Below are 20,609 nucleotides of genomic sequence, written 5' to 3' on the forward strand. Positions count from 1 at the left end.
GCGCAGACACTGCGGATAGGATCGAGCGCTGGGGGAGCGCGGGCCATGCGGGGAGCGGGCCTGGACGATCCGCCGTCAATCGATCACGTGGAGTTTCGACTGTGAACAGACCCCAGCCGCCTGCCGTCGTGCCCACGCAGCCTGCCCCGTTCCCGGAACACGGGCGTCGGCTCATCATCTATGTGGTCTACGACCGCCGCGGCGAGGTCGAGGAGTACATCCCGTTCGCGCTCAACGGACTGCGGGCGCATGCCGCCCACATCATGGTCGTCGTGAACGGAACGTTGAGCGATGCCGGGCGCGAGCTTCTCACCCCGCTCGCGGATGACATCCTCGTCCGGGAGAACGTCGGGTACGACATCTGGGCGCACAAGGCGGGCCTGGATCGATTGGGAGACCGCGTCGCGGAGTTCGACGAGGTCGTGCTCACGAACGACACGTGGTTCGGTCCGGTCCGGCCCTTCGGGCCGGTATTGGAACGGATGGATGTGCTCCCGCTGCATTTCTGGGGACTGACCGACCACGCGCGCGAGGAGGTCAACCCGTTCACCGGTCGAGGCGACCTTCCCTATCACCTGCAGTCGTTCTGGATCGCCGCGCGCCGCGAGATGGTGCAGTCGGACGAGTGGAAGCGCTACTGGCGTGAGCTTCCTGAGATGCCCGGCTACGTCGACGCCGTGCTCAAGCACGAAGTGCAGTTCACCCAGCACTTCAACCGTCTCGGATACGCATCGGAAGCCGCATTCGCGTGCGAGGACTATCCGACCGAGCATCCGGCTCTGTTCAATCCCGATCTGCTCCTGGCCGACGGGTGCCCCGTCATCAAGCGGCGGCCGTTCTTCCACTTCCCGCCGTTCCTCGATCGCCACGCCGTGATCGGACGCGAGGTCCTGCGTGAGGTCGAGGCCTATGGCTACCCGATGGAGCTCATCTGGGCAGACCTCTCCCGGAACGTCGAGCCCAAGATCCTCAATGCCGATGCGGGCATGCTCGAGGTGCTGCCCGACGTCGACGTCTCGTACGACGCGACCGCACCGCTTCGGACGGTCGCGATCCTGCACATCTTCTATCCGGAGATGACACACGAGATGCTCGATCGTGTCGACACGCTGCCTGGAGCATACGACCTGGTCGTCACCACGCCGGATGCGGACCGCGCGGCGCGAATCACGGCGCTCATCGCCGAACGTCCTCGCGAAGGTCGCTCGGTCGACGTCAGGGTCGTCGCATCCAACAACGGGCGCGATCAGAGCGCGTTCCTCATCGGCTGTCGCGACATCCTGCTGAGCGATCGGTACGACATCGTCGTCAAGCTGCATTCCAAGAAGACCCCCCAGGACGGCCACAACATCGGACGTCACTTCCGGCGCCAGCAGTTCGACAACCTGCTCGACAGCCCCGGCTACACGGCGAACCTGCTCGCGCTGTTCCAACGCGAGCAGGGGCTCGGTCTCGTGTACCCGCCGATGATCCACATCGGATATCCGACGATGGGACGTGCCTGGTGGGCGAACAAGAAGCCGTTCGCAGCGCTCGCGGCGGAGCTCGGTATCCGTGTGCCGCTTGACGATGTGTCGCCGCTCGCCCCGTACGGCGGGATGTACATCGCGCGCGTCGCCGCACTCAGGATCCTCGCTGAGCACGAGTGGACGTATGAGCAGTTCGGTGGCGCGGACGCGTATCAGGACGGAGGGCTCGCGCACGTGCTGGAGCGCATGCCGTCATACGCGGCAGGGGAGCTCGGGTTCCACACGCGGACGGTGTCGACGCGTGAATACATGTCGATCAGCCACACCGCGCTCGAGTACAAGCTCGATCAGCTGGCCGCCGGGCTGCCAGGAGACATGGTGGAGCAGATCCGACTGCTGCGCGGCATGGGGCACCTCGGCGAGGGACGTCTCATCGATCTCCTGCGCCTGTACGCCAATCTCCACATGCCGAAGGCCACAGCTTCGATCCGGAAGTTCGTCGGCCGGTCGTCGCCGCTCGGGCAGAAGCTCGCGGAGATCCGAGAGAGCTGGGGATGAAAGGTCGCAGACCTGTCGATGTCAGCTGACGCTGACGGTCGCGTGCGCGTAGGCCGTTCCCGTCTGACGACGTTCGAGCGTGACGAAGAAGGTCGTCGCGAGCCACTTCGCGTCGAGCGAGCGGCCTTCCGCATCGAGGATCTCGAGGCTGACGAAATACTGTCCGCCCGCGATTCCGATGTCCGGGATCTCGTACCGGATCGTTGCCGTTCCCGCGGGAGACGGCCCATGAGGGGTGCCGAGCAGGCGCGTCCCGGTACCGAAGACGGGATGGCCTGGAGACGTATCCACAGCGAAGCCGGAGTGCCACGAATCGAGAGCGCTCGGAAGGTCGACGGTGGCCTCGATGACGAAGCCTTCGTTGGGCTCGAGGCGGTCGGTAACCTCGCCGCTGAGGTTCTTCACGACGACCGATGTGATGGTCGCGACCTTCTCCTCGGGCGCTGGCGGATCCTCCGGTGCCGTTGCGGCGCGCTCTGCCTCGACGCGTTCGCGCTCGATCTCTGCGATCTCCTTCCGCCGGCCTTCGAGGATCTCCCGGTGGACTGTGATCGCATCGGATGCCGGGCCGATGAACGCGATCTTTCCTGCGCTGAGCACAACGCCACGGTCGCAGACGTCGAGGACCTGGCCGGCTGAGTGGGAGACGAGCACGATCGTGCGTCCCTCGCTCTGGAACTCCCGGATCTTGTCCATGCACTTCCGCTGGAACGCCTCGTCTCCGACGGCGAGGACTTCATCGACCAGGAGGAGATCGGGGTCTGTGTGCACCGCGACGGCGAAGGCGAGTCGGACATACATGCCGGAGGAGTAGAACTTCACCTGGGTGTCGATGAAGTCGCCGATCTCCGAGAACGCGACGATGCTGTCGAACTGCGCGTCGGTCTCCTCCTTGGACAGCCCAAGGATGGCCGCATTGAGGTAGACGTTGTCCCGACCGGAGAGGTCGGGGTGGAAGCCCGCTCCGAGTTCCAGCAGGGCGGCCAGCCGCCCCCGGCGACGAACGAAGCCCTCGCTCGGATCGATGATGCCGCCGATGATCTTGAGCAGCGTGCTCTTTCCGGACCCATTGGTGCCGATGAGGGCGATCGAGGAGCCCGCTTCGATGGTGAAGGAGACATCGTCGAGTGCGACGAACTCCTCCTGGTGGGACCGTCCTCGCCGCCCGAGCGTGACGATGCGCTCCTTGAGCGAGTTGTCCTTCCGCAGCACGAAGGACTTCGAGACACCGGAGACCTCGACGATCTGGGGTGCCTGAATCTGCGCGTCGTTCATGGTGTTTGTTCTCACAGCTCCTGTGCGAAATTGCCCTGGAGTCGCGCGAACGTCCGCTGGCAGAGCCAGAGCAGCACGAAGCCGATCCCGATTGCGATGAGCATCCGGAGCATGAGGTTGTCAGGGTAATCGGCGGGCGTACCCGCTGCCCAGAAGGTTCGGTGGAAGCCCAGGACCGCGAGAGTCAAGGGGTTGTTCGTGTATACCTCCAGGAGCCACGTCGGCAGGTCGGCCCGTTTGAGGACGTCCGAGACCATCTGCCAGCCGTAGACAATCGGGGAGGCCCACATCGCGATCGTCAGGAGCACCTGGGTGAGGTACTGGACATCGCGCAGGTACACGTTCAGCGCCGACAGGAGGAGCCCCAGAGCGGTCGCGTAGACGACGATGATGAGCACCGATGGGAGGAAGTAGAGGATTCCCTCGGGAGACGGAGGCGAGGCGAGGAGGAAGGTCGCGGCGATGAGGACGACGAGCTGGACCGCGAACGTGAACAGCGACGACCCGATTGCGGCCAAAGGGAAGACTTCGCGCGGGACGTACACCTTCTTGACGAGGCCCGAGTTCGCAAGGATCGATCCCGTCGTGGAGATGAGTGATTCGGAGAAGAGACCGAAGATGGTCAGTCCGGAGAAGACGTAGATCGCGAAGTCCGGGATGCCATGGGCCGCGCCGAGGACGAGTCCCATCACCACGTAGTAGATGACCAGCTGGACGATCGGGTTGATCAGGGTCCACAGGAGCCCCAGGAAGCTGTCCTTGTACCGTGCTTTGATGTCACGGCGCACGAGCAGGGCGAGAAGGCGACGGTGGCCGAGCACAGCCTGGAGCGACGTCCACGTCTGCGTCCATCCCGTTCCGCCGGATACGGTGACGAATGGATCGGAGCCCAGTCGCTCGAATCTCAGCAGGGACTCGTTACTCACAGGGCGGCCGTTCTTCTCGGGTCGAACACGAGCGATCACTATACAACGGTGCGACTTGAAGACTCCCGAACGGAGTGCCCTCGGTGTCCGCTGTCACCGAGACCCAGCGCGCCCCTCGCCGCTTCTCCCGACGACCGCATCGACCAGCGCCCGAGCCCGTGCGTCGAAGGAGTGCTGCTCCCGGATCCGTCGCGACACCTCCATCAGGTCGATGTCCGGACAGAACAGCGATTCGAGTGGCGTCTCCACGAGTCGAAGAAGCTCCGGTACGTCGGAGTAGGTGCGCACCGCGCAGCCGAAGAGGTCGGCGATGCCTTCGACCTCGTCGCTGATCGCCCGCCCGCCCGCGGCGACGACGTCGAAGAGGCGGTTCGAGACGAAACCTTCGCGTCGCATCGCCGGCCAGTGGTCGTTCAGGACAGCGCCGGCGGTCTCGTAGAGCCTCGGCAGCTCGTCGTTCGAGACGTGGGTCCCCGCAATGGCGGACGGCGGGATGTATCCGCGCCAGTCAGGTCCATAGACGCGGATCGGGATGCCGGCACGGAGGGGTTCCACGACGGAGGGGCGTGCGATCCCCCGTGCCGTGCCGACGAAGACGAGGTCGTCGCCGTGCTGTAACCCGCTCGGATGGAACCGGTGTGCATCCGTGCACTGCAGCAGCGGTTCCACATCGGCCTGGAACTTGACCGATGCAGCGCCAGCCCAGCGTTCGGAAGCGGCGAACACGAGATCGAATCCCGCCACTTCGTCAGCGGTGATCTCATCGGGGTGACTGATGATCCACAGGACGGATCGGCCGCCGCGAGGCGCGGGGAGTGCGTGCGGTCCGCGCAGAACGAGGTGGACGTCATCGAGACTCGCTGTAGGGCGAGCGGCCGCGGGCCTGGCATCGATCGATACGTATTGGCCGAGTCGCTCCAGCGCCACAGCGAGGGCCCGGGCGAAATGCGTCTCGCCCCACGACTCTCCGCGGGGGCCGGCCGGGGCGGCCGTCTTGATCGCCCATCGCAAACGCGGCAGCGTGGTGCCGTCGGAGAGCGTCACGTCCGATAGGACTCTGCGACAGTCGGACCCGTCGTCGAACACGAGGCCGCGCACAGGAGGCAGGGAGAAGCCGTCGTCGTCGGCCGATGCGTCCACCGACTGCGGCCATTCGTCCGAGGGGGCCGCGATGACCATCGCATCCAACAGGACGCGAGGCGACCGCTGGTCACCCACCATCACGGCAGTCACGGGCGCGTCCAGCGTCGCCGACCGGAATGTGACACCCAGTGCGCGCGCATCTTCAATGGGGTATCCCGCGAGCACGCGCTGCATCCGCCCCTGCCGCGGGCGCGTACCGGCTGACACCACGGTGCCGTCGGTCGAGACCCACAGCGGAGCGACGGGGCCAGACTGCGCCATATCGATCAGACGGATCAGCGAGTCCGCAGAGATCGCTGCGCGCGGCTGTCGCACGACCAGCACCGTGCGTTCGTCGAGCGTGTTCTGAAGTCGTCGCTGCTCGTCTGCGGTCCACGCGAGCCGTACGCGCGGATCGACGAACGCAAGCGGGGCGACTGCGAGGCGCACGTCGAGCGGAGCCAGGTCGATCGCGAGGACGAGAGTCGAGTGCGTTTCGCTCAGGGGCCGAAGCGCGGGACGGATTGCCGCGCCATCCCGATCTGCCTCGTCGAGCGACCACAGCATGACGATCGACGAGGCGGGGACCTCGGGATCCGCGACCGTGCTCGGGTGCGTAGCGGCACGCGCAGCAGTCAGGAGATCCGCGTGCGACGCCTCGACGGTGCGCCCGTCCAGGCCCAGAGCAAGCGCGTCTCCGTCGCGGAGCGCGCGCCAGGCGTGACCGAGGGGTCCTCCGGCCGCATGTGCGCTCTCGGGATGGGCCGTCCCGTACGCGATGGCGTCCCACGCGAGGCTGGTCTCGACGCTCGCGGGGTCGCCGATCAGATACGCGTACATCGCCGGCACCCGGTCGGCGTCGGGGAGTTGCGCGGAGACGAGCCCTTCCGCGAACAGGGGGTTGAGGGAGAGGCCGGTCCGGAAGCCGCGTCTGACGTAGATCCGGACCGCGCGCCGAGTGGATACCCGCCGGTTGAGTTGTATGGCGACGTAGTCGAGATCCACGATGCCTGCCCCGCGGATGACTCGCGACCACCAGAGACGGTCGGCGGAGAGCAGGACGCCGCGGATGCCCGGAAGGGCCCGTGCGCTGCGCCAGAGTCTCCTGAGGCGGGTGAGCACTCCTGGAGTCTAGGACCCCGGACGGCGGGCGGAGGCCTGGATGGTAGCCTTCGAATCGATATCCTCGGCAGCCCGACAGGAGAATGCGTGCCTGAATCGTCCGCCCGAGTCGGCATCGTCGTCCGGACCCAGGACCGGCCGATCTTCCTCGAACGGGCACTGCTCGACATCTCAATGCAGTCGTTCGCGGCGTGGCGCGCCGTGGTCGTGAACGACGGCGGCGATCCTGTCGCGGTCGATCGCCTGGTCGCGGCCCTCGACTATGACGTGCGGTCGCGGGTGGAGGTCATCCACCGTACCGACGGCATCGGTCGGTCGGCTGCGGCGAACGCGGGCGTCCGCGCACTGGGGACGGACTACGTCGTCCTGCACGATGATGACGACTTGTGGGATGCCTCGTTCCTCGAAGCATCGGTTGACTGGCTGGACCGCCACCCGGACGACGCCGGAGTGGTGTCGCGGACGGAGATCGTGTACGAGCGAGTCGACGGCGAGCGCGTGGTCGAGCTCGGGCGGGAGCCTTTCTGGGGGGCGATGGCGCAGATCACGTATGCCGACGTGCTCCAGGTCAATCGATTCGTCCCGATCGCGTATGTGTACCGCCGGTCGCTCCACGAGGAAGTCGGCTATTACCGAGAGGACGTCCACGCGGCCGAGGATTGGGAGTTCAATCTGCGGGTGCTGAGGCGGTTCACGGTGGCGTACCTGTCCGATCGTGTCCGCGCGTTCTGGATGCAGCGTCGTGGCCAGGCGGGGGCGCTGGGAAACAGCATGATCGTGCTCGCGGGCGACCACGATCGCTATGACCGGATGATCCGCGACGAAGCGCTGCGCGCCCATGTCGCCGCCCATGGGGACGGGCTCGTGCTCTACCTCGCCCGCTACATCGAAGACGAGGTATCCCGACAGCTCGAGATGAACCGCACGTTGGGTCAGCGTGCCACCGGGGCAGCCCGCTCGGGGTGGAGGCGACTGCGTGGGCGGTGACGGGACCCACCCAGATCCGATGTACCTTGCTCAACGGATGGTCTTCCCTGTCGAGGGAACAGGCACTCGTGCCGCGGGACTCTACCTGCGGGGCGATGCGGACGCGACCGGCCGACGCGCCGCGCGCATCCGTGCGCATGGTCGAGGTTCCTTCGCCACCTACTTCAACGCTTTCCCGATCGGGATCTGGCGATCCGCGGCGGGGGTGGACGTCGTCACAGTTCGTCTTGAATCGAGCGCCGCTGCGACGCACCGCGTCGTCGGCATCGGTGCCGCCGGGAATCCACGAACCCTGACGACGGTCGACGGTGCGGGCTCGCTGACGCTCGAGCTCGGCGCGGTTCCCGAGGACGCGACGTGGCTATGGCTCGAGACGGACTCTGGCGCCGAGCCCGTCGTCGTGTCGGACGTCGACTGGCTGGTCGTCGCGCCACAGCCCTTGCCCTCGCGGATCACGGTCTCGATCACGACCATGGATCGGGTCGATGACTGCGCGGCGGTGGTGGATGCGCTCGCCGACGACGAACTGCGCGACACGATCGCCGAGGTGATCGTCGTCGATCAGGGACGCGAGTCTGTTTCATCCAGCGTTCCACAGGGACGACTCGGGAACGGCGTGCCCGTTCGCGTCATCGAACAGGACAATCTCGGCGGATCCGGTGGATTCAGCAGGGGCATGCTCGAGGCTGTCCACGCAGACGCCACGCATGTCCTCCTCCTCGATGATGATGTGCGGATCGAGCCCGAGTCCATCCGCAGGCTTGCTTCACTGGCTGCCGTCGCACGAGATGCCCCGCTCCTGGGAGCGCAGATGCTCAGTCTGATCGACCCCACTGTGCTGCACTCCATGGGCGATGAGATGGACCGCCGCACGATGTGGTGGCAGGCCGTCGAGCCCTCGCTCGTCTCCGCCGATCTCCTCGATCACCCGATCGAGTCGACTCCCGCACTTCGCCGATTCCGTCCCGTCGACTTCAACGGCTGGTGGATGTGTCTCATCCCGATCGCCGTCGTGCGTCGGATCGGCGCATCCATGCCGTTCTTCATCAAATGGGATGACGCGGAATACGGGCTGCGGGCAGCGGAGGCGGGTCACCGAACTGTGACTGTTCCCGGGGTCGCGCTGTGGCACGTTCCGTGGACGGCGAAGGACGACGGCCTGGACTGGCAGGCGTACTACCAGCTTAGAAACCGGATCGTGACGGCGCTCCTCCACTCGAGACGCCCGCGCCGAGTGCTCTCCGCCACCTGGATGCAGGACGTCAATCACATCCTGTGTCTGCAGTACGGCTCCGTACATGTGCGCATCGCGGCGCTTCGAGACATCCTCGCGGGCCCGGACGAGCTCGTGGAAACCCTGCGAGGTGGCCGCGCGCGAGCCCAGCGCGAGCTTGCGGATGCGGGGCAGGTGGTGGTCGATCTAGCAGGTCTGAAGACGGTCGACGTCATCGCGTCCGCGCCACGTGGCACCGTCCGCTCGATCGAGCGTCTGATGAGGGTCATCGTGCATCAGCTGACACCTGCGCGAAGGAGCGCGGAGCCGCTTGCTCGTGTGCCGCGTCGCAGCGGGAAGTGGTGGCGACTGGGGCTGATGGACGAGGTCGCCCTTGAGAGCGCTGCCGGGCGCGGAGCGTTCCACCTGCGTCGATCGCGCCGCGAGGCTCTGCGGCTGCTCGCCGTGACGGTGGCGCTGCGCATCCGCATCTGGTTCCGCTGGCGCAGGCTCGCCGCCCGCTATCGCGACGCCGGCCAGCGGCTCGCGGGCGAAGCTTCGTGGCGGCGGATCTATGCCGACACGAGCCGCACCGACCGGGTCTGATCAGGAGTCGCCGGCTGAGGCGGCGATCTCAACGGTGTCGGTCGTATCCAGCAGCGGTCCATCTGCTCGCCGCGAGAACCACCACATCAGCCCCAGCATGAGAGCGAACGCGAGGGCGCCGATCAGCCAGACCGCGAGAGGCGATGGCGCGGCCGGCCACCACCACTCGGCGCCGGACCCGGGGTCGATGCCGTGCTTGTCCACCCCTGTCGTGTAACGGCGGATGTCGAACTGCAGAGCGATCGCAGCGGTACCGGCGAGCGCGGCGGCCCCCACCGCCAGATGATGGCCGCCCTCCGTGCGCTGGTCCGAGTTCGGCGCCGATGCCACCCCGAGCAGGATGATCATCAGCGGGAGGATATAGCGGGGCTGCACCTGATTCCCCACCGTCGCGTGCGATAAGTAAAGCATCACGAACGGGACGATCCAGATCGCCGTGAAGGCGAGTAGAACCATGAGCAGCTTGGTGCGTGACGCGCTGCGCAGGCCGATGAAGATCGCTCCCGCGAAGACGGCGGTCGTCAGGACCCAGACGGCGGCAGGCATCGTGGTGTCGAGCCAGCCGAGGCCCCAGCTCCCGAGGGCGCCGGTCCACAGTTGTGGCACCTCGAGGAAATTGCTCACGTTCTGAGCGAATGTGAGGGGAGCGGCATCGGTGCCGAGACCCCCGAGCGTCGCGCCACTCTGCCGGGCGCTCGCGTAGAAGGCGGCGCTCACGACGATGACGGCCACGACGCCGATCAGAGCAGAGCGCTGGCGACGCCAGCTTCTGTAGGCGAGGCAGACCGCGACTACCGCGCCGAACACGGCGAAGATCGCGGCATCCGCTCGCGCACCGCCGCCGATGACTGCGCCGAGGATGCTCAGACCGATGAGGACGTATCGTCGTCGGCCCTCAGTGGTGAGCGCGCCATAGCAGCAGATCCAGACGATCGCGGCGGAGAGAATCGCCCAGGAGGACGGGTTCGTGGATGCCAGAAGGAAGAGTCCCAGCGGGACACTCGCTGCCAGAGCGGACACCAGAAGCGCCGGCCTCAGCCTGCGTGGCAGTGCGAAGAACACCGCCGTGAGGACCCCGACAATGAACGCGGCATTGACGAAACGCATGGCAATGACGGATGCCTCGATGTTCTTGGTCGCCAAAGGTGCCATCGCGGCATAGAACACCGGCGGATAGAGGTGGTCGATGTTAGCGCGAGTGACGCGCGCCATCCCGGGCTGATTCGGATTCCAACAAGCCCCGCTCTGGGTGTCATGGAATGCGTAGCACGGCGCGGTCGGGATGGCGGCCGGTACGTATCGGTCGGTCGAGGTCGGTTCGCCGGTCGGCGACTCGCATAGGCCCGGCCGGTCCCCGATCCCGCACCAGATGGCGGGCAGGTGGAAGTCGTCGTCGGGGCTCGACGCCACAGGGGAGCTGAGGGCCCACGCACCGAGAGAGATGAACGCGAGTATGGGAATTGCGATCACGAGAGCGAGACGGAGGCCGGCCGATCGGGTTCGTTCCACCAGCGCATCCTACCCAGCCGATCCTGCGCGAAGACTGCTCGGAATCGCTCCTTGGGACGTGCCGGTGGGGGACGGCGGTCAACGGGACGCCGTAGATCATCTATTCTTCGATCTAACGCGGCAGGGTGTCGCGAGTACGGATGAACGATGGTGCTGGCGATGCCCCGTGGTGATTCGCGCCTGCGCATCGGCCTGATCGGCCTGATCGCATACTTGGCGGTCCTCGTGGGGGCGGCGGTGTGGACGCTCTTCGGCGGCCCGATGACTGCGCTTCTCGTGCTCGTCATCGTCCCCGCGTTCGGTGCGCTGCGCCCGCGGTGGGGGTTGGCGCGCGCCGTCGTACTTCTGCTCTGCGCGGTGTGCTGGGGGACGCTGGTGGTCTTCACCCTGTCCCGGTGGACGGGAGTTCCCGCGATCGCACTCGTCCTCGCGGTCGCCGTCCTCGGTGGCGCGGCGTCGGCGATCAGACTCCATCGCCGCGGATGGGCGAGCACCCGCGGTGACCTCTCCGCGCTCGGTTTCGCGGGTACCGGCGGCGTTCTCTGGTGCACGGTGATCGGCATCGCGGAGGTCCTGCCTGGCGGAGCGCCGGTGTCATGGTCGATGATGGGCGACTCCGCGAACAACGTGCTGTTCGCCCGCAGTCTTGTTGAAGAAGGGGGCATCGCACTCGGGGGCGCCAACCCTGTGCCGCTGACATCGGGGCTGATCGCGCTGTTCATGCTCCCGAATCATGCACTGGTCACCTCCACGGCGAGTGCGGATATCGTCGCGCTGACACAGATGTGGTGCTGGACCATCGTTGCTGCGTGCGTCATGTCGGGACTGCTGCTCGTCGCGATCGTGCGTCGCCGGGATGCGCTCGGGTATCTGGCCATCGCCGGCGGGTCGCTGCTGCCCCTCTCCTGGTTCATCCTCGCCGGTGCGCTCGGGCTCGGGTTCGTGAACTTCCATCTGACGCTCGCGCTGTTGATCGGATGCCTGATAGTGGTCGTGCGCGCGAGAGAGCGACCGCTGGCGACGCTTGTGATCCTCTCGCTGGCGCTCACCTCCGTGCTCGCGGTGTGGGCGCCACTTGCCGGAGTGCCGGCCGTCGCTCTGGCGCTGGCCATCATCGGCCAGTGGCGCGCGTACATCGGACTCCGCGGCTGGAGGCTCGTGATCGCCATCGCGGCCCTCCTCCAGTCGGTCGTGTTCTTCGCGACCGTCTCGCTTCCGAGCTACTTCTCGCAGGGCACGGCGCTGAAGGAGGCCGCCGGGGCGGTCTTCGTCGTCAGCAAGCGCATGCTCGTCGCGGCCGCGGTGGCAACGCTCGTGCTGGGCGCTCTCTACGCGTGGCGGAGACGCAGTGCAGCCGGTGTCGTGATTCTGATCGCGGGACTCGGAGGTGGCACGCTGGGCCTCGCGGTGCTGTTGTGGATGCGGCGTGGTCAGCAGGAGGTTTGGGCGTACTACCAGCTGAAGTATGCGTGGCTGCTCATGGCACTCCTGTTCATCCTCGCAGTGGCCTTCGCGATCGCGTTGGCGACGTCAGCGACGTTGTCCGCCGTGCCGGCGGCCGCCGCCACGGTCGTCGTGGTGCTCTCGGCGTTGGGCTTCGCCGCCCTGGTGCAGGCCACCGTGCCCGCATACGGGACGGATCCGCAACTGATGCGGAATCCAATGGCCCGAATCCTGACGGGAGACTTCTTCGTCGACGGTAAGGGCGACCGGGTCTTCCACCGCGTGGCGCAGTTCACCGACGCGCCGACCCGGAGCATCCTCTGGAAGAGCGGAGACGTCGACGAGGGCACCACGATGTTCTGGATCATCCAGATGTCCTCCAGCGGAGTCGACGACACCGGGCTGAGGATCTATGCGTATGACCGCGATCTGGACTCGATGAAGGATCTGTGCCAGATCCGCCAGAGGATGGGCCCGCCCGTGGAGGTCATCACCTCCGGTCCGGCGCTGCCGAGCGAGGTCGCGCAGGCGTGCCCGGGCCTCGGGGCGGTCATCGTCCGTTGATAGAATGAGGCATCATGCCTGAGGCCCCGAAGCGCACGCTGATCATCATGCCCGCGTGGAACGAGTCTCGGAACGTCGGCAACACCGTCCGCGAGATCCTCGATCAGCGCGCCGGCTACGACGTGATCGTCGTCGACGACGGCTCCACCGACGACACGGCTCAAGTCGCGCGGGCCGCGGGTGCGCAGGTCCTCGCCCTGCCCTTCAACATGGGCGTCGGGGGAGCGATGCGCACGGGGTTCACCTACGCGCAGCGCCACGGGTACGACCAGGCGATCCAAGTGGATGCGGACGGCCAGCACGATCCGCGGGAGATCCCCATCGTGCTCTCCGGGCTGGAGCACTCCGACATCTCGATCGGGGCGCGCTTCGCTGACAAGGGCGACTACCAGGCGCACGGCCCGCGGCGCTGGGCCATGGTGTTCCTGGCAGCGGTGCTGTCACGAGTGGCGAAGACCAAGCTCACCGATGTCACGAGTGGATTCCGTGCGGCGAACAAGCGTGCCATCGACCAGTACGTGCGCTACTACCCGGCGGAGTACCTCGGCGACACGGTCGATTCGCTCGTGAGCGCCATCCATTCCGGACTGACGGTGTCGCAGATCCCGGTCGCGATGCGGGCGCGCGTTCACGGAAAGCCCAGTCAGAACCCGGTCGGGTCGACGATCTATCTCATCCGGTCCGTGTTCGCCCTGTCCTTGGCTCTGATGCGCGGTCGGCGCCGGCCCACCGAGGTGAGCGCATGATCGTCGTCGCCGGCATCGGCCTGGCGCTCTTGGTCCTCGCCATCATCATCTCGTTGCTGCTGCGCCGACAGCTGCGTGAGAAGTACGCGACGCTGTGGCTTATCATCGGGTTCGTCATCCTGATCCTCGCGATCTTCCCGCAGCTGCTCCTCGGGCTCTCCCGAGCGCTCGGGGTCGCGGTCCCGTCGAACCTGATCTTCGCGCTCGCACTCGTGCTCCTGATCGGCGTGGCTCTGCATCTGTCGTGGGAGCTGTCGCAGGCAGAGGACGAAGTCCGACGCGTCGCGGAGGATGTCGCCATCCTTCGCGCCGAGGTCGAGGAGCTCCGACTGAGGGCCGGCCTTGATATCGGCGCGGGTGGTCCCGGCGCGCTCGGCACCTCGGCACCGGAGGAATCGGGTGGCGACAGCACCTCCGGCGATGAAGGCTGAGAGCGCCGGAGCGGGCCTGCGCGCCATCCTGATCGCCACCGCGGTGGCAGGGATCATCGGGTACGCGATCCAGCTTCTGGCGCCGTCATTGCTCCCGGGCGGTTCTGCTTACGTCACTTTCTCGATGTATTGGTCGACCCTCTACCTCTGCGTCGCGGCACTCTCCGGCCTGCAGCAGGAGATCACGCGGGCCTCGCACCCTGCCGCGGAGTCACCGCCGGACGCGAGAGTTCGCGACTTCGCGCTCATCGTCATCGGCGTGGTCGTGGCCGCCGTCGCCCTGGTCGCGCTGACGGCCGGTGGCGCAGTGCTGCCAGGCCCCACAGCTGCACTGGCGATCGCGCTGGGCATCGGGCTCTGCGGATACGTCCTCGTCGCAGTGCTGGGCGGGGTGCTCTACGGGCTGCGGCTGTGGAACGCGGTCGCATGGCTGACCATCATCGATGCGGTGATTCGAGGCATTCTCGTGGTCGCCGGTTTGCTGGCCGGTTGGTCGGCGCAGTGGATCGCGTTCGCCATCTCGGTGCCGTTCGGCCTTGCCTTCCTCGCGGTGTGGGCCCGGATGCGTAGTCGGGTCGTCGGCGCCTTCCGCGTCGACGTGACGCTCCGGCGACTGCTGATCAATGCCGCCGGGACCGTCACGGCCGCAGCAGCCATGGGCGTCATGATGAACGGCATGCCGCTGCTCCTCGGGCTGACGGCCGGAGACACCGACCGCACGCTGCTCGCCGGGCTCATCCTCACGATCACGGTGACTCGTGCTCCGCTCGTCGTCCCGCTGCTCGCCCTCCAGAGCTACCTGATCTCGATCTTCCGATCGGCCGGGCGGGCGGTGATGCGGAGGATTCTCCCCATCCTCGCAGCCGTCGCGAGCGGCGTCGCACTGGTTGCCGTCGCCGCCTGGTTCATCGGGCCATGGGCGATCTCGTTCATCTCCCGTGGACAGTATGTGGTCACGCCGCTGATGATGGCGACGATCACGGTGGGAGCAGGACTCGTCGGCATGATGTGCATCACCGGGCCGGCCCTGGTTGCGACCAGCCGGCACGTGCCGTACACAGCCGGCTGGGTCAGCGCCGCACTCCTGACCATCGCCGTGTTGGCGCTGCCTGTTCCGTTGCCGTTCGAGGCGCGGCTCGGGCTCGCGCTGATCGTGCCCCCCGCGGTGGGGCTCGCCGTGCACGTGGTCGCGGTGTGGCGTCACCCGGCGGTGGATCCCGCCGTCGAGACCTCCGCCGCTTAAGGGGCCGCGTCCGCGCCGACGACGAAATCCGCGATCGACCGACGCCAGTCGATCTTCGGCGCCCAGCCGAACTCGGCTCGGAGCCGATCGGCCGAACCCGTGATGCGTCGCGGGTCCCCGGGCCGGAGCCGGGCCGGATCCACGACGACGGGTGGCACCGGTCGCCCGGAGGCCTCGGCGATCGCCGCGAGGATCTCACGGCCCGTCCGGCTCGCACCTGATGCGACGTTGTAGACGAAGTGCTGCCGCACGGGCGCCGAGACGATGTCGATGTACGCCGCTGCGACGTCTCGCACGTCCGTGTAGTCACGGGCGGTGTCGAGGTCGCCGACCGCGAGCGCTTCGCCTTCGGCGAGCTCTGTGAGTGCGCGGGTGAGGTCGGGGATCAGGAAGCCGGACTCCTGCCCGGGGCCGATGTGGTTGAAAGGCCGGGCCACCGCGACATCCAGACCTCTGTGCGCGTAGTAGGCGGCCTGGGACTCGACGAGGAGCTTCGCCACAGCGTACGGGGAGGTCGCCGAGGTCGGGGAGGTCTCCTCGGTCGGAGCGCCATCCGGGCGGGGAGCATAGACGGCGCCGGTGCTCACCACGAGCAGGCGAGCGCGACGCTCGGAGCTCAGGATCGACTCGCACATCACCGTGACCATCCGGCTGTTGGACTCGATGTACCGCTGGGGAGCGGTGAACGACGGGCCGACGGCCGCGAGTCCCGCGAGGTGGACGATCGCGTCGACATCAGCCGGGACCGGCCAGGCGTCGGTCAGGTCTGCCGTGAAGTACTCATCGACGTCGTCCTGGATCTCGAGCGGCGCCGACTCCTCACGTCCGACCGCCCACACGCGGTAACCGGCGTCATTCGCCAGGCGGACGAGGTGTCGGCCGACGAAACCCGTCGCCCCTGTGACGACGAGCGTCGGTGCTGTCACGACAGCGACCCGGCTCCCTGCCTCTGCTGCAGGCTGATGTCGTGGGCGACCATGCGCGAGACGAGCCCCTGGAAGTCGACATCGCGGTGCCACCCGAGCTCGGTCTCTGCCTTCGCGGGGTCGCCCAGGAGGATGTCGACCTCGGCGGGGCGCATGAACGCAGGGTTCTGGCGAACGTACGGGCGCCAGTTGTCCACGCCGATCTCCGCGAAGGCGAGCGACAAGAACTCTTCGATCGAGTGGGTCTCACCGGATGCGAGCACGAAGTCGTCGGGGGTGTCGTGCTGGAGCATCTGCCACATCCCGCGGACGTAGTCACCTGCGTAGCCCCAGTCGCGCTTGGGCCACAGATCTCCGAGTTCGATGTGGTCCTGCAGGCCGAGGTGGATACGGGCGACCGCATCCGTGATCTTCCGCGTGACGAACTCGCGTCCGCGGCGCTCACCCTCGTGATTGAACAGGATCCCGCAGGAGACGAACATCCCGTAGCTCTCGCGATAGTTCTTCGCGATCCAGTGGGCGTACAGCTTGGCGACGCCGTACGGGCTGCGCGGGTGGAAGAGCGACGACTCCGTGTAGCCCGCACCCGGACGGTTGTAATCGAGTCCGCCGAACATCTCGCTCGTGGACGCCTGGTAGAACCGCGTCGTCTCGGCCCGACCGGTCAGCCGGAGCGCCTCGAGCAGATTCAGCACGCCCTTGCCGGTGACGTCCGCCGTCAGCGTCGGGTTCTTGAACGAGTAGCCCACATGGCTGACCGCCCCGAGGTTGTACACCTCATCGGGGCTGGCGATCTCGACGGCACGAGTCAGCGAGAACGGATCGGTCAGGTCCCCTTCGATCATGGTGACAGCCGGGAACTCCGCTTCGGCTGCGGCGCGACGCGGGTTGTTCTGGCCTCGGACCAATCCGAAGACCTCGTAGCCCTCGTCGAGAAGGAGCTCAGCGAGGTGTCCGCCGTCCTGGCCGGTCACCCCCGTGACGAGTGCGCGCTTGGTGGTTGGCATGTCAGTCCTCTTGTTCGGTCGGCATCGAGGCCAGGGCGGCGGCGTCTCAGCGGGTCGCAAGGACCCGTTCGAACACCTCAAGTGTCTCGCGCGCGGTCCGCTCCCACGTGAACCGGCGCTCCTGGGCGTAGCCCGCCGCGGTCATCCGCTGCTGGAGTTCCGGGTCGCCGACGACCTCGTCGATGACCTCCGCGAGCGCGGCGATGTCCTGGGTCGGGAAGAAGCGGGCAGCGTCGCCGCCTACATAGCGGTGCACATCGATGTCGCTGAGCAGCACGGGGACTCCCGCGCTCATGGCCTCGAGCGTCGGCAGGGAGAAGCCCTCCGCAAGCGATGGGATGGCCAGGGCAGTCGACGTCGAGTAGAGATGCGCGACCTCGTCCTCGGTGACCCAACCGCGAAGCTTCACCCACTCGCCGACGCCCAATTCTTCGACGAGGGGAGCCAGAGGGTCATCGCCGCGGCCTCCCGTGATGACGACGCGTGGCCGGCGCTCGGGCGGGAGCAGTGCGATGGCGCGGGGGAGTGACCCCCAGTTCTTGTGGGGTCGGCGGTTGCCCATCGCGATGATCAAGGGGCCTTCTGTACCGGCCAACGAGCGGTCGACTCCGGCGGGGTGGCCGCCCGCCAGAGGCACGACATCGACGATGGCCGGGTCGACGCGAAGATACTTGAGGATCTCGGATGCCGAGCCCGGGCTGTCGGTGATGATGTGCGCAGCGTTCCGCGCGACCTGCCGCTCCATCCACTTCACCGGCTCGGTGTACAGCGGGGTCGACATGAACTCCGGGTGGCTCCAGTAGAGCATGTCGTGCATGGTGACGACCGTCGGCATCGTCGTCCGCCGGGGTCCGAGGGTGGCCGGGGAGTGCACGAGATCCACCTTGCGCTTGCGGGCCTCGCGAGCAACGGAGAAGAGCTCGCCGCGCGCCCACGCGAAACGGTTCTCCCCGCTGATGCCCGAGTTGATCGTCTCGCCCGGAAACCAAGAGCGATCGAGCGCGTAGCCTTCGCTGCTCAGATAGCCGATGAACTCCCATGCCGGGGCGAGTTCGCCGAGCGAGCGATAGAGTTCGCGCGCGTAGACCTCCATGCCGCCCTTTGTGCCCGAGTACGAAAGCAGATCGACGAGCACACGGGGCATAAGGACGATCTTATCAATCCGTGATGGGCGCACCCGGCGGGGCGTGCTCGGTCGTGGCGGGGACAGGAACAGGTTTGGCGGAGCGGAGCCCTCGTGTCGCCCGCATGACAGGGCGCTCGATCAGCAGCCAGCTCGCAGTCGCGAACACGATCGTCACAAGCACGTTCGCGACCATGAAAACCCACACTCCGGCACGGGCAGCCCCGAGCAGAACAAGCAACTGTGCCGTCGGCCAGGCATAGATGTAGAAGCCGTACGAGATGTCGTGCTTGGCGATGAGCTTCGGCTGGCGTACGACCGTGCTCAGCCACAGCAGGCCGTAGGCCAGGAACGGAGCAGCGAGCTGACCGCCGAAACCGGGGATCAGGATGATGGGGACCAGCGCGGCGACGAGGCTCACGACGCCCGCCCACCTGCGGAGCCCCCATTGATCGAAGAGTACGTACGCAACCACGCCGCCGAGGAAGAAGGGGAGCAGCTTGAACAGCAGGGCGAAGTCTCCGTCGAGGCCCAGCCGGGCCCAGAACGACATCGTCGCGTAGACGCCGACCGACATCACCCACAGGAGCACGGGCAGCCACAGCGTGCGACGGAAGATCGCGAGGAAACCGAGCGTCCACACGATGATGTAGCAGAGGAACTCGAAATAGAGGGTCCACAGCGACCCGTTCCATGCGCCGGGATAGGGCACCGTCTGCAGAGTCCACGAGATCGTGTACGAGCTCACGTGCAGTCCAGCGTTGCCCCAGATGTACTCAAGTGGCGTGACCGGCGTCGTGAAGAACCCGTGCAAGTTGCCCCGCTCGAGCAGTCCCGCGATCGGGGCGAACACGAGGGCGGTCACGACGAGGACGACCAGGAACGCGGGAAAAATGCGCGCGATCCGGTGGACGAGGAAGTCGCCGGTCGAGTGTCTGAACCTGCTGCCGGTGATCAGGAACCCGCTGAGGACGAAGAACCCCGCGACAGCCCAACCGCCGACGTTCTCGCCGTGGAGCATCGGGCCTGTGCCGTGACCGGTGATGTAGAACGCGTGCGCGAACAGAACCATGGCCGCCAGAATGAGGCGGAAGAGATTGAGACTGTTGCGCTTGTGCGGGAACGCACGGCTCGAGGTGGGCGCGGTGACCATTACTTGAGCAGGCTCCGCTCCGCCATCTCCTTGAGCGAGCGTTCGTACCCGCTTTCTTCGATCGGCTCGGAGAGAACCCACTCGACGAATCGGCCGACGCCGGTTCGGAAGTCGGTCTGCGGCTCGTACTCGAGCACCTCACGAAGTCGCGCGAGATCGGCGACATTGTGGCGGATGTCGCCCAGGCGGTAATTGCCGGTGATGGTGGTCGGCACTTCGCTGCCGAAGGCGGCGAACAGAGCGGCGACGACCTCGTTGACGGTGGTCGCGACTCCGCTGCCGACGTTGATCGTGTGACCGCCCGCGGACGGAAGTGTGGAGGCCAGGAACGTGGACTCTACGACGTCGTCGATGTAGACGAAGTCGCGGCTCTCCAGCCCGTCCTCGAAGATATTGATCGCCTTCCCCTGGCGGATGAGGGTGGAGAAGATCGAGAGGATGCCGGTGTACGGGTTCTTGAGCGACTGTCCCGGGCCGTACACGTTCTGGTAGCGCAACGCGACCGACTCGACGCCGATCGTCGGCGCCACGGTCATGACCAGCGACTCCTGCATCTGCTTCGTGATCCCGTACACCGAAGAAGGATGCAGCTTCGCCTGCTCGTCGGTGGGGATCATCGTTATCGGGCCTTCGCCCCGCTCGTGCACATCGAAGTCACGGGCGGCCATGTCCGCGTCGACGCGGTGTGCGGGGTACACCGTGCGCCCGTCCACCGTGCGGTAGGCGCCTTCGCCGTAGATCGAGCGCGAGGAGGCGATCACGAGACGTTTCACGGAGTGCGACTCGTTGGTCAGGATGTCAAGGAGCTTCGCGGTGCCGCCGACATTCGCCTCGACATAGCGGTCGATCTCGTACATGGACTGCCCGGTGCCGGTCTCGGCTGCGAGGTGCACCACGATCTGCGCGCCGTCGATCGCGGCTCGCAGATCGTCAGTGGATGTCACAGTGCCTTCGATGACGGTGGCGATGCCGTCGAGCGAGCGCAGCAGGGGCGATGTGGTTCGCGGGTCGTCGCCGTGCACCTGAGGCAGCAGGGAATCGAGAACCGTTACGGTGTGACCCGCGTCGACGAACCGCCGCGCGAGCCGGGTCCCGATGAAGCCCGCTCCGCCGGTGATGAGGACGTGGTCGGGCATGCGTGAACTCCTGGGAGAGGGGACGCGCTCTTGCGAACGCACCCATGCGT

General features: G+C 66.8%; 16 protein-coding genes. 7 read left to right on the forward strand and 9 right to left on the reverse strand.

Annotated features, from left to right (window positions below; translation table 11 throughout):
- Positions 1-101: 101 nt before the first annotated feature.
- On the forward strand, positions 102-2,027 hold the full coding sequence (locus tag QSV35_RS13315; RefSeq protein ID WP_286289269.1) for a rhamnan synthesis F family protein: 1,926 nt from the start codon (positions 102-104) through the stop codon (positions 2,025-2,027).
- A 21-nt stretch (positions 2,028-2,048) separates the two neighbouring features.
- On the opposite strand, the gene QSV35_RS13320 is transcribed toward QSV35_RS13315, so the two are convergent.
- The 3 genes from QSV35_RS13320 to QSV35_RS13330 all read right to left on the reverse strand — a co-directional run bounded on the left by QSV35_RS13320 (position 2,049) and on the right by QSV35_RS13330 (position 6,472).
- On the reverse strand, positions 2,049-3,302 hold the full coding sequence (locus QSV35_RS13320; RefSeq protein WP_286289270.1) for an ABC transporter ATP-binding protein: 1,254 nt from the start codon (positions 3,300-3,302) through the stop codon (positions 2,049-2,051).
- Between the two features lie 11 nt (positions 3,303-3,313).
- Positions 3,314-4,228: an ABC transporter permease gene (locus tag QSV35_RS13325; RefSeq protein WP_286289271.1), complete on the reverse strand. Its 915-nt coding sequence runs from the start codon at positions 4,226-4,228 to the stop codon at positions 3,314-3,316.
- A 93-nt stretch (positions 4,229-4,321) separates the two neighbouring features.
- The gene (locus QSV35_RS13330) at positions 4,322-6,472 is read right to left on the reverse strand and encodes a glycosyltransferase family protein (RefSeq protein ID WP_286289272.1); all 2,151 of its coding nucleotides are present in this window, start codon (positions 6,470-6,472) and stop codon (positions 4,322-4,324) included.
- 87 nt (positions 6,473-6,559) lie between these two features.
- On the opposite strand from QSV35_RS13330, the gene QSV35_RS13335 reads away from it, so the two are divergent.
- Together QSV35_RS13335 and QSV35_RS13340 are read left to right on the forward strand one after the other, a co-directional pair.
- Complete coding sequence (locus QSV35_RS13335) at positions 6,560-7,459, forward strand: glycosyltransferase family 2 protein (RefSeq protein ID WP_286289273.1); 900 nt, start codon at positions 6,560-6,562, stop codon at positions 7,457-7,459.
- A gap of 37 nt (positions 7,460-7,496) precedes the next feature.
- Positions 7,497-9,278 (forward strand): glycosyltransferase, encoded by a 1,782-nt coding sequence (locus tag QSV35_RS13340; protein ID WP_286289274.1) that lies wholly within the window; start codon positions 7,497-7,499, stop codon positions 9,276-9,278.
- Here QSV35_RS13340 and QSV35_RS13345 read toward each other — a convergent pair whose 3' ends face one another.
- Positions 9,279-10,787, reverse strand: a complete 1,509-nt coding sequence (locus tag QSV35_RS13345; protein ID WP_353618980.1) for a DUF2142 domain-containing protein — start codon at positions 10,785-10,787, stop codon at positions 9,279-9,281. It abuts the gene before it with no gap.
- Between the two features lie 159 nt (positions 10,788-10,946).
- On the opposite strand from QSV35_RS13345, the gene QSV35_RS13350 reads away from it, so the two are divergent.
- Genes QSV35_RS13350 through QSV35_RS13365 form a run of 4 tightly spaced genes read left to right on the forward strand, consistent with a single transcriptional unit; the run spans position 10,947 to position 15,214 of the window.
- Positions 10,947-12,794 (forward strand): hypothetical protein, encoded by a 1,848-nt coding sequence (locus QSV35_RS13350; protein ID WP_286289275.1) that lies wholly within the window; start codon positions 10,947-10,949, stop codon positions 12,792-12,794.
- A gap of 14 nt (positions 12,795-12,808) precedes the next feature.
- Positions 12,809-13,540 (forward strand): glycosyltransferase family 2 protein, encoded by a 732-nt coding sequence (locus tag QSV35_RS13355; protein WP_286289276.1) that lies wholly within the window; start codon positions 12,809-12,811, stop codon positions 13,538-13,540.
- The gene (locus tag QSV35_RS13360) at positions 13,537-13,971 is read left to right on the forward strand and encodes a DUF2304 domain-containing protein (RefSeq protein WP_286289277.1); all 435 of its coding nucleotides are present in this window, start codon (positions 13,537-13,539) and stop codon (positions 13,969-13,971) included. The genes QSV35_RS13355 and QSV35_RS13360 overlap by 4 nt, the downstream gene beginning before the upstream one ends.
- The gene (locus QSV35_RS13365) at positions 13,940-15,214 is read left to right on the forward strand and encodes a hypothetical protein (protein ID WP_286289278.1); all 1,275 of its coding nucleotides are present in this window, start codon (positions 13,940-13,942) and stop codon (positions 15,212-15,214) included. Before QSV35_RS13360 ends, QSV35_RS13365 begins: the two co-directional genes overlap by 32 nt.
- Here QSV35_RS13365 and QSV35_RS13370 read toward each other — a convergent pair.
- The 5 genes from QSV35_RS13370 to QSV35_RS13390 are packed head-to-tail and all read right to left on the reverse strand — an operon-like array spanning position 15,211 to position 20,559.
- Positions 15,211-16,140, reverse strand: a complete 930-nt coding sequence (locus QSV35_RS13370) for an NAD-dependent epimerase/dehydratase family protein (RefSeq protein WP_286289279.1) — start codon at positions 16,138-16,140, stop codon at positions 15,211-15,213. The two genes, QSV35_RS13365 and QSV35_RS13370, sit on opposite strands and share 4 nt — an antisense overlap.
- On the reverse strand, positions 16,137-17,147 hold the full coding sequence (locus tag QSV35_RS13375) for a GDP-mannose 4,6-dehydratase (protein WP_286289280.1): 1,011 nt from the start codon (positions 17,145-17,147) through the stop codon (positions 16,137-16,139). Before QSV35_RS13375 ends, QSV35_RS13370 begins: the two co-directional genes overlap by 4 nt.
- 46 nt (positions 17,148-17,193) lie before the next feature.
- Entirely contained in the window at positions 17,194-18,291 is a 1,098-nt protein-coding gene (locus tag QSV35_RS13380; protein WP_286289281.1) for a glycosyltransferase family 4 protein, read from the reverse strand.
- A gap of 13 nt (positions 18,292-18,304) precedes the next feature.
- On the reverse strand, positions 18,305-19,423 hold the full coding sequence (locus QSV35_RS13385; RefSeq protein ID WP_286289282.1) for an acyltransferase family protein: 1,119 nt from the start codon (positions 19,421-19,423) through the stop codon (positions 18,305-18,307).
- Positions 19,423-20,559 carry an NAD-dependent epimerase/dehydratase family protein gene (locus tag QSV35_RS13390; RefSeq protein ID WP_286289283.1) on the reverse strand — a complete coding sequence of 379 codons (1,137 nt, stop codon included), beginning with the start codon at positions 20,557-20,559 and terminating at the stop codon, positions 19,423-19,425. Before QSV35_RS13390 ends, QSV35_RS13385 begins: the two co-directional genes overlap by 1 nt.
- Positions 20,560-20,609 lie beyond the last annotated feature (50 nt).

The sequence above is a fragment of the Microbacterium candidum genome, assembly GCF_030315975.1.
Taxonomy (GTDB): Bacteria; Actinomycetota; Actinomycetes; order Actinomycetales; family Microbacteriaceae; genus Microbacterium; species Microbacterium candidum.

What these genes read in the sequence shown, in the direction of transcription:
- QSV35_RS13320 (WP_286289270.1), bottom strand. Translation starts at nt 3,302, where the DNA reads ATGAACGACGCGCAGATTCAGGCACCCCAGATCGTCGAGGTCTCCGGT.
- QSV35_RS13340 (WP_286289274.1), top strand. Translation starts at nt 7,497, where the DNA reads ATGGTCTTCCCTGTCGAGGGAACAGGCACTCGTGCCGCGGGACTCTAC.
- QSV35_RS13350 (WP_286289275.1), top strand. Translation starts at nt 10,947, where the DNA reads ATGCCCCGTGGTGATTCGCGCCTGCGCATCGGCCTGATCGGCCTGATC.
- QSV35_RS13355 (WP_286289276.1), top strand. Translation starts at nt 12,809, where the DNA reads ATGCCTGAGGCCCCGAAGCGCACGCTGATCATCATGCCCGCGTGGAAC.
- QSV35_RS13360 (WP_286289277.1), top strand. Translation starts at nt 13,537, where the DNA reads ATGATCGTCGTCGCCGGCATCGGCCTGGCGCTCTTGGTCCTCGCCATC.
- QSV35_RS13375 (WP_286289280.1), bottom strand. Translation starts at nt 17,147, where the DNA reads ATGCCAACCACCAAGCGCGCACTCGTCACGGGGGTGACCGGCCAGGAC.
- QSV35_RS13380 (WP_286289281.1), bottom strand. Translation starts at nt 18,291, where the DNA reads ATGCCCCGTGTGCTCGTCGATCTGCTTTCGTACTCGGGCACAAAGGGC.
- QSV35_RS13385 (WP_286289282.1), bottom strand. Translation starts at nt 19,423, where the DNA reads ATGGTCACCGCGCCCACCTCGAGCCGTGCGTTCCCGCACAAGCGCAAC.
- QSV35_RS13390 (WP_286289283.1), bottom strand. Translation starts at nt 20,559, where the DNA reads ATGCCCGACCACGTCCTCATCACCGGCGGAGCGGGCTTCATCGGGACC.